Raw genomic sequence first — 14,756 nt, forward strand, 5'->3', positions numbered from 1 at the left:
GCGGCAGTCAGACCGCGATGTCGAGCTCGTTGCCGGGGATCGAGGCGAGCAGGCGGCGCGTGTACGGGTCGCGGGGGTTGGTGAAGATCTCCTCCGAGGATGCCGCCTCGACGAGCCGGCCCTCCTTCATGACGCACACGTAGTCGCTGATCAGCCGCACGACGGCGAGGTCGTGCGAGATGAAGAGGTAGCTCAACCCGTACTCGCGCTGCAGGTCGCGCAGGAGCGTCAGCACCTGGTCCTGCACGAGCACGTCGAGCGCCGAGACCGGCTCGTCGCACACGATGAGGTCGGGCGAGAGCGCGAGGGCGCGTGCGATCGCCACGCGCTGGCGTTGACCGCCCGACAGCTCGGACGGGTAGCGGCGCAGCATCGTCTGCGGCAGCGCGACGTCGTCGAGCAGCTGCCGCACGCGCGCTGCGCGCTCCTTGGACGATCCCCGCTTGTAGAAGTCCAGTGGCTCGGAGATGATGCGCTCGATCGAGAACATCGGGTTCAGCGACGAGTACGGGTCCTGGAAGATCGGCTGGACGCGCTGGCGGAACTGCTTGAGATCGCCGCCCTTGAGCTTCGCGACGTCCTGCCCGTCGAAGCGGATGGACCCGCTGGTCGGCTCGAAGACGCGCAGCACCATGCGCGCCGTGGTCGTCTTGCCCGACCCCGACTCGCCCACGATGGCCACCGTCTCTCCGCGGGGGATGGCGAACGACACGTCCTGCACCGCGGCGAACTCCTCCTTGGAGCCTCGCACGCTGTAGACCTTGGTGAGCCCTTCGACTTCGATGATGTAGTCCGGGGCGCTCGCATCACCCTCCGCTGCGGCAGCCCCGACGACAGGCGCCGGCGCGGTGGGCCCTGCCACGACCGCGGCCTCGGCATCCGTCGCCTCTTCGGCCGGGGCGATATCGGGCTCGGGGGCGGAGGACGCGCTCGCACGGAACACGTCGGGCCGCAGTCGCACTGCGGCGACGGAGGGAGCGGCCTTCACGAGCGCCTGGGTGTACGGGTGCTGCGGGTCCTCGAGGATCTGCCGCGCCGGACCCTGCTCGACGATGCGTCCGCGGTTCATGACGACCACGCGTGCCGCGCGCTCGGCGGCGAGACCCAGGTCGTGTGTGATGAGCATGACCGACGTGCCGCGCTCGGACGTCATGCGGTCGAGCTGATCGAGGATCGTCTTCTGGACGGTGACGTCGAGGGCGCTCGTCGGCTCGTCCGCGATGAGCAGCTTCGGGTCGCACGCCAGCCCTATCGCGATGAGCGCGCGCTGACGCATGCCGCCTGAGAACTCGTGCGGGTACTGCTTGGCGCGGGCGGCGGCGTCGGGAAGACCCGCCGCGGCGAGCGTCTCGACCACCTTGCGGTCGACGTCCCGGCGGGTGGCGAGGCCGTGCGCGAGGAGCGTCTCGGCGATCTGGCTGCCGATCTTGGCCACCGGGTTGAGGTTGGACATCGGGTCCTGCGGCACGAGCCCGATCGAGCGGCCGCGGATCGTGCGCATCACGCCCTCGGAGGCGCCGACGAGGTCTTCGCCCTCGAACATGATGCTGCCCCGGGTGACCTTTCCGTTGCCGGGCAGCAGACCGATGACCGCCATCGCGGTCGTCGACTTGCCCGAGCCCGACTCGCCGACGATCGCGAGGGTCTCACCGGCCGCGAGATCGAGGTCGATGCCTTCGACGGCGTGCACCGGGCCGTCGATGGTCTGGAACTCGACGGCGACGTCGCGGACCTGGAGCAGCGGCGCCCCGGCCGCGACACGTTCAGTGGATCGGGCCATGCGCTCCATCCTGCCTGGCGGCGTGGTTTCGCGCACCGGTGCGGCGCCAGCCTTTACGGATCCGTAACGCGAGGGGTCCCCGGCCCGCTCCGGCCCCGCCGCAGTACCGTGGAGCCATGGCGGCGATCGACCTCAACGCGGACCTCGGCGAGACCGTCGGCGGGATGCCGACCGCGGACGACGAGGCGATGTTCGCGGTGATCTCGAGTGCGAGCATCGCGTGCGGCGGGCACGCGGGCGACGCCGTGTCGATGCGGGACGCCGTCGCGCGAGCGGAGCGGTTCGGCGTGGCGGTCGGAGCGCATCCCTCGTACCCCGACCGCGAGAACTTCGGGCGCATCGCCGTCGCGATCGATCCCGCCGACCTCGCGGCCGCGGTCGCCGAGCAGCTCGAGGCCCTGCGCCTCGCCGGTGCCGACCTCCGGTACGTCAAGCCGCACGGCGCGCTCTATCACGCCGTCATCCGCGATCGGGCTCAGGCCGATGCCGTCGCCCGCGTCGTGGCCGATTTCGCCGCCGTCGTCGGCCGGCCGCTCCCGCTGCTGGGCCTCCCGGGCGAGATCACGGCGGCTGCGGCATCCGTCGGTCTTCCGTTCATGCACGAGGGCTTCCTCGACCGCGGCTACCTGCCCGACGGCTCGCTCGTCCCCCGCTCCCTGCCGGGCGCCCTCCTCGACGACCCGGAACAGGTGGCCGCGCGGGCCGTTCGGCTCGCGCGCGAGGGCGTGGTCGAGGCGATCGACGGGGCGCTCGTGACGGCCGGCGCCGCCTCCCTGTGCGTGCACGGCGACTCGCCGGCCGCCGTGGACATGGCTCGTGCGGTGCGAGCCGCCCTCGACGATGCCGGTGTCGAGGTGCGGACACCATGGTGAGGCGCAGGTGGGCGCCGTGCTGAGGCCGCGCCTACGACCCTTCGGGGAGCGCGCGTTCCTCCTCGAGGTCGATGCGCTCGACGAAGTGCTCCCGCTGCATGCCGCGCTCGCCGCGTCGCGACCGGAGGGTGTCGTCGACCTCGTCCCCGCCGCGCGCACCCTCCTGGTCCGCGTGGATCCGGCGCTGCTGCCCCTGACGGCCGCACGTGCGTGGGCCCTCGCCGCCGCCGCAGACGCCACGCCGGACGCCGAGGCGAGCGGACCGCTCGTCGACCTCGACATCGTGTACGACGGGGCCGATCTCGACGACACCGCGCGCCTGCTCGGCATCGGCGCCGACGAGCTCGTGCGACGTCACTCCGCCGCGCAGTGGCGCGTCGCATTCACGGGCTTCGCGCCGGGCTTCGGGTACCTCGCGAGCGACGACTGGCCCTTCGACGTGCCGCGCCTCGAGTCGCCGCGCACCCGCGTCCCCGCGGGGGCGGTGGCGCTGGCCGGCGGATTCTCCGGCGCCTACCCGCGCGACACCCCGGGCGGCTGGCGTCTCATCGGCACGACCTCCGCTGCGCTGTTCGATCCGGATGCCGCCTCTCCCGCCCTTCTCGCGCCGGGGACCCGCGTCCGGTTCCGGCCTGTGGATGCCGGAACAGGTGATTCGGGCGAAGGTACGGCACCCACGCCCCCTCGCGCCGCGGCGGAGGCGCCCGGCTCCGGCATCCGGATCCTCGAACCCGGGCTGTTGGCGACGCTGCAGGACCTGGGGCGGGAGGGGGCCGCATCCGTCGGCGTGGCCGTGTCGGGCGCACTCGACCGTGGCGCTCTGCGCACCGCCAACCGGCTGCTCGGCAACCCCGAGGGCGCGGCCGCGATCGAGGTCACGATGGGCGGGCTGCGCGCCGTCGCGGAGGCGGACCTGTGGGTCGCGGTGACCGGCGCCTGGGGTGACGTCCGCATCGACGGGCGGGAGGCCGATCCCTACGCGGCGCATCCGTGGCCGGCGGGCGCCGAGCTGCACCTCGACTGGTTCTCGCACGGCGCGCGCGCCTACGTCGCGGTACGGGGCGGGCTCGACGGTCGCACCGCCCTCGGCTCGCGCTCGACCGATCTGCTCGCGGGGCTCGGACCCGCCGCGCTGCGCGCCGGTGACGTCGTGCGGACCCGCGACGACGCCCGCCTGCCGATCCCGGTCGCGCCGCCAGCGGCCTGGGGCGCGCCGCATGACGACGAGCTCGAGCTCGAACTGGCGCCGGGGCCGCGAGCCGACTGGTTCGCGGCGGAGGCGCTGACGACGCTGTACGACGCCGTGTGGACGGTCTCGAACCACGCCGACCGCGTCGGCGCACGCCTCGACGGCCCCGAGCTCGCCCGCGTGCGCACCGGTGAGCTGCCGAGCGAGGGCATGGTGCCGGGAGCGCTGCAGGTGCCGCCCAGCGGCCGGCCCACCATCCTGCTCGCCGACGGGCCCGTGACGGGAGGCTACCCGGTGATCGCGGTGGTGACGGCGGCCTTCCTCGACCTCGTCGCGCAGGCCCGGCCGGGCACCCGCATCCGGTTCCGGCACGCGCGCCCGCCCGTGTGACGGGACTGCCGAAGCCGCCTCACTCGCCACCGGCCTCGAGCAGATCGGCGGTCGCGCGCAGGATCGCCACGATCGCGGCGGTGCGCATCTCGGCCGGCGCGCGGTTGCCGTTCGTCTCGAGCGCGACGGATGCGGCAGCCGGAAGCGCGTCGCGCACCGAGGACAGCAGCCTTCGCGCATTCAGGGAACCCGCCGCCGACAGCATGGGGCGCTGCTCGTAGGTGTCGTCGAGGATGTCGAACACCGCGGCGACGAACTCGCTGTTGGTGAGCGCCGGCGTCTTGGCGAACACGCTGAGGGCGGCCGACGTGAACACGCCGTGCCCGTTCGTCTCGAGCGCGACCTGGTCGGGCTGGCAGGCGCTGATCAGCACCTCCCGGCCGTCGGCCCGCTGCGCGCGGGGCACCGCGGCGCGGTCGGTCTCCACCTCGACGACACGCTTCCACGCGGCCATGCGGAAGGCATCCGCCGGCGACGCCGCGCGCTCCTCGCGGAACGCGGCCTCCTCGTCTGCGCTCAGAACCGTCATGCGCGGTGTGGCGCCCGCGGGGATCTTGCGCGATTCGAACTCGGTCGGCGTGATCTCTCGGTTCACCGAGCCGGAGTGGCACGAGTCGAAGAAGAGCGTGACCGAGACCCCGTCGGGGATCGCGTCCCAGATCGCGCCGAGGTCGTCGTCGACGATGAGCTGGCCGTCGCGGAAGTCGACCGGGCACAGCGCCTCGTCCTTCGGCCCGAACGTGTCGGTCTCGTCGCCGTCGAGGTCGGGGACGAACGTACCGTGGCCCGCGAACTGGATCGCGACGATGTCGCCGTCACGCGCCGACGAGACCTTGTCGAGCATCGCCCGCAGGATCGCGTCGCGGGTGGCGTCCGCGTTGTGGATCGACTCCACCTTGAAGCCGGCGTCGGTGAGCGCGTCGGCCCACGCCTCCGCGTCCGCCACGCAGCCGCTCAGCGGGTCCCTCGGGTACGCGTCGATTCCGATGCACAGCGCGAGCTTGCGCGGGGCGGCGCCGCGGGCGCCGGTCGGCTCCGGGCGCGGCGCAGGCGTGAACTCGGTGACCTCGCGCGTCCGGCGGGGGAAGACGGCCACGTGGTCGGTCTCGTCGCTGTCGGGCACGCCGACGACGCGCCGCGCGAGACTCATCATCGTCTCTTCGTCGTTGTCGAAGGCGCCGTGCGAGGTCGCCTGCGTGCTGCTGCGCCGGCCGCGGGCGGCCGGACCCAGGACGAGACGCTCCGAGGTGTCGCCGAGGTAGGCCATCGTCCGTCCGGAGCGACGCAGGTGCTCCTCGAGACCGAGGATCTCGGCATCCTTCTCCCCCTCGAATGCCCGTGAGACGAGATACAGGAGCGATTTGCGATAGACCCCCGCCGTGTTGTCGCGCTTCTCCTGGTTCTCGTTCATGGTGAAGATCGACAGGTTCTCGATCTTGCCCGTCTCGGCGAGGGGCAGCAGCGTCGCCTCGAAGGTGTCGACGCGCACCGCCGGCGCGAGGAAGGTCACGCTCTTCACACTCTCGACCTTGTCGTCGCCCTCGAACAGCCGCGGCACGAAGTGCGAGTGGTAGATCGACCCGGCGCTGTGCCCGGCGATGTGCAGCTCGATGGCGCCTGCGTTCGCGGCCATGTACTCCCGCAGCGCCGCCGCGAGCACGTACGCGCCGCCGGGTGCGCCGCCGTCGACGGCCGGAAGGCAGGCGCCGGCGGAGTCGAGCTTCATGTCGTCCCAGAACTTCCGCCCGCCGAGCACCCGTGCGGCGGCTTCCACGGCGAGATCCGTGAGGTCGGTGAAACCGCGCTTGCCGGCCTTGCCGCGAACGACGTCTTCGAGTGTGGTCTTGAACCCGCTCTCCCAGACGAGATGGATGGGGTAGACGCCGTTCTTCTTCCACCACCCGACCTGGCGCTCGGCGGTCTGCAAGCCCGCGGCCTTGTCGGTGAGGCCGCCGTGCGCCCAGATGAGCACCGGAACGGGCGCAGGCGCCTCGCCTGCCGGCGTCTTCTTCGCCTGCTGGTCGACGAACGCGCCGAGGTCGACGTCGATCATCCGCCTGACGTCCTCGGCCGTCGTCTTGAAGTCGTCGACGGTGCGCGGCTTGGCGCTCGCCGCCGTGGCGAGCCTGCCGTCCTCGGTGTGGACGACGTGCTTGCGCAGCGCCGTGAGCTCCGCGGCGCTGAGCGTCGCGCCACGGGCGGTCGCGGTGGTGTCGGGCATGATGTCACGTCCTGTCTGGTGGTGGTGGATGGGTGAAGTCAGGGCTGGTCGCCACCTGCGGCGCCGCTGCGGACGAGCTTCGCCCGAGGGTCGGCGAAGACCGTGAACGCGAGCGAGGTGAGGTCGCCCGCCTCCCGGGCCGCCCGGCGTGCGGCGAGCACCGCCTCGCCGACGGTCGCGCCCTCGCCGAGCGTCTGCGCGTAGAAGGTGCGGACGAACAGCGCGGTGACGTCGTCGCGCACCGCCCACGAGCAGCCGATGAACACGCCGGCGCCGCCGCGCAGGAACACCTCCGCGAACCCGCCCAGCCCGGTGGCGCCCGAACGGAGCCGGCCCACGTCGCATGCGCTCAGGAACACGAACGGGGCGGATGCCGCGGCCTGCGGCTCGTCGAGTTCGGGCAGGTCGCGGCGCGCGTCGGAGTCGGTGTACGAGGCGGTCCCGTCGTCGTGGTCCTCCGAGAACGCGGCGAACGCGATCTCCTGCCCGCGCGGTGCGGCGTCGCGCCACCGGCCGTGCCCCGCGAAGTGGAGGAGGTCGAAGCCGTCCGCGATCGCCTGGCGGAAGGCGGTCGGGTCGTCGGCAGAGCGCGGGCTGAGCGCCAGCAGGTCGCCGAGCGTCTCGATCTCCTCGCGGGCGCGGGGCAGCGTCAGGTTGCGGTCGAGGTAGTCCGGCGCGACCGCGACGACACGGCTCGTGTCGACGGGCAGGACGGTGGGGCGCGTCGTCCCGTACATCCACCGCGTCAGCCCGAGGTCGCCGAGGAAGTAGCGCTCCGGGTCGGGTCGCTGCGTGCCGACGGGAACGAGGTGCAGGATTTCCCATGGGATGTCGAGTTCGCCCGACGTCTGCAGCACCAATTGCGAGATCCTCCGGCGCCGGCTCCACAGCAGGGCGTTGACGTCGTCGCCGAGGAGGTCCGCCGCGATGCGGGCGCCCAGACCGCGCACCTCGCGGCGGACGGTGTCGGCGGCCTCCTCGGCCTCGTCGGGATCGACCTCGACAGTCTGCCGGTACGCCGATCTGATCGCGGCGAGCTCGGCGTAGATGCCCTCGACGTACGCGCTCTTGTCGTCGAGCCGCACGGAGTTCTTCACGACCGTCCTGCCGATCATCGCCGTGATGAGCAGCTCGGAACGGCCGCGTGAGATCGACTCGTCGATCACGAGGGTCGGGAGGTCCGCGATGCTGCGCGGCGGCGCGGCGACGGATGCTGCCACCAGCCGCGTGCCGCCGGCGAGGTCGTCGTCGGCGTCGTCGGAGAGGATCGGTGTGCTGAGCGCGAGGACGGCCAGCGGTGTCACCACGGGCGGCTGGGTGAAGGTGACGGTGATGTGGCCGCGACCGGGTGCGTCGGGCACCAGCCGGAAGACGAGCCGCCGGGGATCGTCCCCCTTCGCGGGCAGCGAGGTCGTCACGACGGACGGGGTGCCGTCGGCGAAGGCGAGGCCGCGCAGCTGCACGCCGACGTCGATGTCGCGCGACGGGTCGAACCGGGCTCGCGTCTTCTTGTGCGCGGTGCCGGCCGTCGGCACGAGGTCCTCCAGCGAGAGCCGGACGACGGCGTCGAAAGCGACGCCCGCGACGACGCGCGAGGGAACCTCCGCATCGACGACCGCCGGGACCGGTGTCGCGCCGTCCAGGCTCGTGGTCGGTGACCCCGGCGCCGGAGCGGGCGCGGCCGAGACGGGCGGTGCCGGAGCGGGAGCGGGCGGTGGGGGGGCGGCAGGTGCGAGCCCGGGGGATCGGCCGCCGAGCCCGCCGCCGATGCCGCCGATCACGGGCCCGGGCTCGAACGCCTCGCCGGTCTCGAAGTCGGGCGCCGCGGGGGGCGGCGCAGCTTCCGTGGCCGACTCGGGCCCGCCGCCCATGCCCATGCCGCCGACGGCGACCTGCTCCTCGAGCCAGGCGATGCCCGTCTCGGAGTCGCTGGCCACCACGGTCAGATGCAGCGTCTCACCGGAGGCGAGCTCGATCCGCGCCCCGTAGAGGTGGCGACCCTGCCGCTCGAGAGGGATGAGCTCCGCGATCCCGTCGCGCACCGTGAGCGCGGCGTAGTGGACGTCGTCGCCGCCGCGGACGAGCACGGTCGCGACCGCGCCCGCGCCCGCGCGAGCGTGGAGCACGACATCCGCGAGCAGGGTGACGCCGTGCTCATCGGGCACGACGTCCGGCGGCGCGCGGTCGATGCGCACCTCGAGGGAGTCTCCGTCGCCTTCGACGTCGACTGTGCCGCGTGGCACGTCCGGAACCAGAGCCATCTCGACCCCCCTCGCAGTGGTGCCCAGTCACCTTCGGATTCGAGGAGCGCAGTCCGGTGCACAGCATAGAAGCACGCTCCTCACCGCACCAGAGCACCGCGTGTGCGGCGCTGATACCGCCGTCGGCTACCAGGTGCGCAAGGTGTCGGCGACGGTCTCCCACTCGTGTTCGGGGAGCGCGAGCTGCACCGCCTCCGCGACCGTGAGCTCGGCGCCCGCGGCCTGGCCGGCGTCCACGCTCTGCGCGTCGTGCCCGCGGAGGATCTCGAGGTACGGGGTGTGCACCGTGAACGCCTCGACGTCGAAGATGCCGATGCGTCGCCGGATCTCGCCGGCCGCGACCGCCAGGGCCGCCGCCCGCCACGCCTCGCTGTGCGCGGCGGCGACGGCGCAGACGCCCTCGAGCCCATACGCGACTCCCTCCTCATAGTGCAGCCGGATCGACAGCAGCAGGGTGTGCACGAACTCGCGCTCGGCATCCTCGATGCGTCCCAGCTGGAAGTTCAGACGTGCCCGCAGATTGCCTGCGACGGACGTCGTGAACAGGTCCCCGCGCGCCTCGGCGACCGAGGTGGCGCGATCGAAGTGGGCGAGGGCGTCATCGGTGGCGCCGCGGACCCACGCGAGCCTGCCGAGCGATACCTCGGTGATCGCCTCCGCCCAGGTGTTGCCCCGCTCGCTCAGCGTCACGACCGCCTCGCGCAGCTCGGCCTCGGCCTTGTCGGTGTCGAGGTGGGAGAACTGCACGCGCGCGGTCGCGCGCGCGGCGAGGGCCATCGCCGCGGCATCCTCGTCACCGCTCTCGGTGAACAGCCGCACGCATTCGCCGAGCCCGGCGATCACCTGCTCGCTCGGTCGCTGCCACATCTCGCCCCAGAGGGCGAAGAACCACGCGATGGCCCGGGTGTGCTGCGTGATCGGCTGGTCGTGCTGCTTCTCGAGCAGTTCGAGCATCCACACCCGCACCTCGGCGAAGAAGCCCGAGATCCACCAGTAGATGAGCAGGCTCCATGCGAAGTCGCCGGCGTCGTCCAGCCGGTTCGTATAGATGAGGTGGCGTACCGCGGCGCGCAGGTTCGGAAGCTCGAGCCCCAGGCGCACGACCGCGTCGGCCTGCCCGCTGCCGCCGAGGCCCGGTGCGATCCGCTGCACGAGGGCGCGGTAGTAGTCGGCGTGGGCGCGGCGCACCCGCACGGCGTCGCCACGCTCCTTCAGGCGCCCGAGCGCGTACTCGCGCACCATCGCGAGCAGTGAGAACACACGCCGCCCGCCGACCTCGCTCTGCTTCACGAGCGACCCGTCGATGAGGGCGGTGAGGGCGTCGATCGCCTCGTCGCCCCAGGAGCGTCCGTCTCCCAGCGCCTCGACCGCATCGAGGGTGAACCGGGTCGCGAAGACCCCGAGGTCCTCGAGCAGCTCCCGCTGCGTGTCGGGGAGCAGGCTCACGCTCCAGTCGATCGTCGCCCGCATCGTGCGGTGCCGCTCCGGAAGGTCGCGGACGGCCGCCGTCAGCAGCGGCAGGCTGCGCTCGAGACGCTCCGCGATGCCGGACGGGCTCAGGATGCGCACCTTCGCCGCGGCGAGCTCGATCGCCAGCGGCAGCCCTTCCAGCCGACGGCAGATGTCGGCCAGGTCGCCGGCGTTGTCGGCGGTCACGTCGAAATCGGCGTCGATCGCGCGCGCCCGGTCCACGAACAGCGTCACGGCGGCGGACCGCGTCGCGCGATCCAGGCTCGCCGGACCATCGCCGGCCGGCGTCGTCAGCGGCGCGACCTCGAAGACGCGCTCGCCGCGGATGCGCAGCACGATGCGGCTCGTCACCAGGAACGTCGCCGTCGGCGCGACCGTGTACAGCCGCACCAGGACGGGGGCGGCATCCACGATCTGCTCGAAGTTGTCGAGCACGATGAGAACGCGGCGGTCGGCGAGTGCGTGCGCGATGCGCTCCTCGAGCGCGGCTTCGCCGTTGTCGCGGATGCCGAGGTAGTAGGCGATCGTCGGCAGCAGCAGCCCCGGCTCGAGCACGCCCTCGAGGAGCACGAAGTACACGCCGTCGGGGAACATGTCGGCGCACGCCAGAGCGGTCTCGATCGCCAGCCGGCTCTTGCCGATGCCACCGGGGCCGACCAGGCTCACGACGCGGTCGGTGCCCCGGGAGAGGAGCGTGCGCACCGCGTCGATGTCGGCCTCGCGGCCGATCGTCGGCGTGTAGGGGACGGGGACGCGTCCGATGAGGGTGGGGGCCTCGGGCTCCGGCTCGGCGGCAGTGGACCCCCGTGATTCGTCGAAGCGTTCGGCGAGGAGCATGGCGAGGTCGCCGGCGACGTGTTCTTCGAGGTCGGCGGCGGTGTGGAAGTGGAGGTAGGCGGCGGTGTCGTCGGCTTGGATGCGGGCGATGAGCTGGGTGAGGCGTTCGTCGCGGGTGTCGGTGTCTTTGACGTAGATGAGTTTGGGCATCTCGGCGGGGGCGAGGTTGTACTCGTCTTCGAGTCCGGAGACTTCTTCTTCGGGGGCGACCCAGCCGTAGCTGGCGCCGTAGATGCCGATGAACACGTCGCTCTGGGCGAGGTAGGACCGGTAGAGGTCGCGGGGCGGGTGCGGGCGGGCGCCGAGTTCGAACATCACGGGCGCGAGCCGGAGCCGCTCGATGGCCGACCGCACTGCTTCACGTTCGTCAGCGAGCTCGCGCAGGGTCGAGCTCACGAACACCCGGATCCGCTGGTCGGGCGTGCGGATCACGTGAGCTCGTTCGGGGCGGATCACCATGCGGGCACCTTCTCGGGAAGATCGGCCTCCGATTCGGGCAGCGCGATCGCGATGGCGTCGGCGAGACCCATCTCGGCCCCCGCCCGGGTGCCCGCCTCGACACTGTCGGGGTCGGCGGCGCGCAGCGCCGCGAGCGGCTCGAGGTGCACGGCGAACCCGGCGATGTCGTACACGCCCGTCGTCTCACGGATCTTCGCAGCGACCGCGGCGAGGGCGCCGGCTCGCCAGCCGTCGCCCCGCGACGCGGCGACCGCGCAGACCCCTTCGATCCCGTAGGTCGCCCCGTCGACGAAGTGCAGACGTATCGACAGCGTCAGCGTGAGGAGGAACTCCTCTTCCGCGACGTCGTGGTCGCCGAGCATGAACCTCAGGCGAGCGCGGTTGTTGCCGGCGACGACGCGGGTGAACGCGTCGTCCGCGGCATCGGCGATCTCGACCGCGCGGTCGAAGTGGGCGAGCGCCGCGGGGATGTCCCGGCACACCACGCCCAGCTGCCCCAGCGCCACTTCGGCGAGCGATTCCGCCCAGCTGTCGCCGAGCGAGTGGAGCTTCGCGATCGCGCTCTCGAACTCGGATCGTGCCGTCGCGGGATCGAGGTCGGGGAACTGCAGTCGGGTCGACGCCCGCGCCGCGAGCGCCATCGCCGCGGCCTGCTCGTCGCCGCTCTCGGTGAAGAGGCGCACGGCCTCGCCGAGGCCTGCGACCACCTGATCGCTCGGGCGCTGCCAGAGCTCCGCCCACAGCGGGAAGAACGTCGCGATCGCGCGGGTGCGGGCGGTGATCGGCAGCTGTTTGTCGAGGAGCTCCAGCATCCAGACGCGGACGTCGGCGAAGTAGCCCGAGATCCACCAGTAGGCGAGCAGGGTCCACGCGAAGTCGCCGGCGTCGTCCAGCCGGTTCTCCTGAACCAGGTGCCGCGCCGCCGCGCGGAGGTTGGGAACCTCGAGGCCGAGCTCGGCGACGGCGTCGATCTGCGCGGCGCCTCGCAGCCGCGGCGCGATCCTCCGCACCAGCGCCAGGTAGTAGTCGGCGTGCGCGATGCGCATCTCTTCGGCAGCGCCGCGGGACTCGAGCGTCCCGAGGGCGTATTCGCGCACGATGGCGAGGAGTGAGAAGACGGAGCGGCCGCCGGAGTCGAGGCGTTGGACCAGCGACGCATCGATGAGCGCGGCGAGCGTCTCGATCGCCTGGTCGCCCCACGGACGCCCGGCGCCGACCGCCTCGACCGCCTCGAGGCTGAATCGCGCGGCGAAGACGCCGAGGTCCTCGAGCATGGCGCGCTGGTCCTCGGTCAGCAGACCCACGCTCCAGTCGATCGTCGCCCGCATCGTGCGGTGACGGTCGGGCAGGTCTCGCGCGGACGTCGACAGCAGCGGGAGGGTGTCCCCGAGCCTCTCGGCGACGTCGCGGGGCGAGAGCAGCCGGATCTTCGCCGCGGCGAGCTCGATGGCCAGTGGCAGTCCGTCGAGCCGCCGGCAGATCTCGATGACGTCCGCCGCGTTCTGCGCCGTCAGCTCGAAGCCCGGCAGCGCGGCGGCGGCGCGCTCGGCGAACAGCCGGCACGCCGAGGAAGTCTGCGCCTGGGCGAGTGTCGCGGGAGCATCAGGGGCGGGCGTCTCGAGCGCTTCGACCTCGAACACGCGCTCACCGCGGATGCGCAGCACGTTTCGGCTGGTCACCAGGAAGCACGCACGCGGAGCCAGTGTGTACAGGCCGACGATGACGGGGGCCTCGTCGATGATCTGCTCGAAGTTGTCGAGCACGATGAGCACGTGGCGGTCGCCGATCGCCTGCGCGATGCGCTCCTCGAGGGTCGCTGCGCCGGTGTCGCGCACCCCGAGGACGTAGGCGATCGTCGGCAGCAGCAGCCCCCGCTCCAGCACCCCCTCCAACGGTACGAAGAAGACGCCGTCGGGGAAGAGATCGGCGTCGGCGTGAGCGGCCTCGATGGCGAGTCGGCTCTTCCCGATGCCGCCCGGGCCGATGAGGCTCACGACCCGGTGCAGTCCTCCGGCCAGCAGCGCACGGATCTCGGCGAGTTCGCCCTCGCGACCGATCGTCTCGGTGTACGGCGCCGGCACCCGCGCGGCGAGTCCGATGTCTGCCGCGTCGGCGGGGGCACCGTCGTGGCGGGACTGGTCGAAGCGTTCGGCGAGGAGCATGGCGAGGTCGCCGGCGACGTGTTCTTCGAGGTCGGCGGCGGTGTGGAAGTGGAGGTAGGCGGCGGTGTCGTCGGCTTGGATGCGGGCGATGAGCTGGGTGAGGCGTTCGTCGCGGGTGTCGGTGTCTTTGACGTAGATGAGTTTGGGCATCTCGGCGGGGGCGAGGTTGTACTCGTCTTCGAGTCCGGAGACTTCTTCTTCGGGGGCGACCCAGCCGTAGCTGGCGCCGTAGATGCCGATGAACACGTCGCTCTGGGCGAGGTAGGACCGGTAGAGGTCGCGGGGCGGGTGCGGGCGGGCGCCGAGTTCGAACATCACGGGCGCGAGCCGGAGCCGCTCGATGGCCGACCGCACTGCTTCACGTTCGTCAGCGAGCTCGCGCAGGGTCGAGCTCACGAACACCCGGATCCGCTGGTCGGGCGTGCGGATCACGGGGGATCGTCCCCCAGTCATGACCACATCATGGACCCGGGAGGCGTGTTCCCGCCATGGTCTCCGTGCATTGATGTATCGGCACCAGCCGATCGGCGGCGTGCGGAGACTCCTTCCGCTCACCCTTTCGCAGGAGTATCGTGCGGCGGTGACGGCGCCGAAGGGGACGCCGTTCGTCCGATCCGGGGCTTCGGGCGTCACCATGGGGAAGGGAATGCGATGAAGAAGAGCTTGGCGTGCGCGGTGGTGACGATCGGGCTGGTGCTCGGAAGCGGCGGAGCCGCGATGGCAGGAGAGGCGACCGGGAACGGCGGTGAGGCGCAGGGCGCCAACAACTCCGCATCGGAGTGCGCGTTCTCGGGGCAGGACACGATCGACAGCGTCGAGGGCAACCCCGAAGGCTTCGACGACGACATGCTCGCGATGCGGGGCAACCAGAAGAACGGCTACAAAGGCATCCAGAGCTACGGCATGTTCGTGAGCGCGGGCATCGACGTGGGCGTGAACCCGGGCATGGCCTGCAAGGGAAACCTGGGCAAGAAGTAGGCAGCAGCACGTCGCGCCCGCGCGCTCCGGCCACTGGCCTGGTGCGCGGGCGCTGCGTTGCGCGGGGTTATACCGCAGCATCCAAAAGTCGTCAAGGATCCGACTGGACACGGCGCGTCGTTCGACGTATAGTGGGT

8 protein-coding genes are annotated in these 14,756 nt (G+C 72.0%); 3 read left to right on the forward strand and 5 right to left on the reverse strand.

Annotated elements, in window-relative coordinates; all coding sequences use genetic code 11:
* Positions 1-7: 7 nt before the first annotated feature.
* Complete coding sequence (locus Q9R08_RS09710) at positions 8-1,780, reverse strand: ABC transporter ATP-binding protein (protein WP_308867812.1); 1,773 nt, start codon at positions 1,778-1,780, stop codon at positions 8-10.
* Positions 1,781-1,896: 116 nt separating this feature from the next.
* Between Q9R08_RS09710 and Q9R08_RS09715 the strand changes: the two genes are divergently transcribed.
* Complete coding sequence (locus Q9R08_RS09715; protein ID WP_308867813.1) at positions 1,897-2,652, forward strand: 5-oxoprolinase subunit PxpA; 756 nt, start codon at positions 1,897-1,899, stop codon at positions 2,650-2,652.
* A gap of 16 nt (positions 2,653-2,668) precedes the next feature.
* Complete coding sequence (locus Q9R08_RS09720; protein ID WP_308867814.1) at positions 2,669-4,231, forward strand: 5-oxoprolinase subunit B/C family protein; 1,563 nt, start codon at positions 2,669-2,671, stop codon at positions 4,229-4,231.
* Positions 4,232-4,250: 19 nt separating this feature from the next.
* Here Q9R08_RS09720 and Q9R08_RS09725 read toward each other — a convergent pair whose 3' ends face one another.
* The 4 genes from Q9R08_RS09725 to Q9R08_RS09740 form a co-directional block, all read right to left on the reverse strand.
* A complete protein-coding gene (locus Q9R08_RS09725) occupies positions 4,251-6,452 on the reverse strand; it encodes a caspase family protein (protein WP_308867815.1) in 2,202 nt (733 codons plus the stop codon).
* A 38-nt stretch (positions 6,453-6,490) separates the two neighbouring features.
* Positions 6,491-8,713, reverse strand: coding sequence for a CHAT domain-containing protein (locus tag Q9R08_RS09730; RefSeq protein WP_308867816.1), 2,223 nt, complete (start codon positions 8,711-8,713; stop codon positions 6,491-6,493).
* A 126-nt stretch (positions 8,714-8,839) separates the two neighbouring features.
* Positions 8,840-11,452 (reverse strand): ATP-binding protein, encoded by a 2,613-nt coding sequence (locus Q9R08_RS09735; protein ID WP_308867817.1) that lies wholly within the window; start codon positions 11,450-11,452, stop codon positions 8,840-8,842.
* Between the two features lie 20 nt (positions 11,453-11,472).
* The gene (locus Q9R08_RS09740) at positions 11,473-14,094 is read right to left on the reverse strand and encodes a DUF4062 domain-containing protein (RefSeq protein ID WP_308867818.1); all 2,622 of its coding nucleotides are present in this window, start codon (positions 14,092-14,094) and stop codon (positions 11,473-11,475) included.
* Positions 14,095-14,292: 198 nt separating this feature from the next.
* On the opposite strand from Q9R08_RS09740, the gene Q9R08_RS09745 reads away from it, so the two are divergent.
* Positions 14,293-14,619, forward strand: a complete 327-nt coding sequence (locus tag Q9R08_RS09745) for a hypothetical protein (protein WP_308867819.1) — start codon at positions 14,293-14,295, stop codon at positions 14,617-14,619.
* The last annotated feature ends 137 nt before the right edge of the window (positions 14,620-14,756 follow it).

Source organism: Microbacterium psychrotolerans (assembly GCF_031085295.1).
Lineage (GTDB): Bacteria > Actinomycetota > Actinomycetes > Actinomycetales > Microbacteriaceae > Microbacterium > Microbacterium psychrotolerans.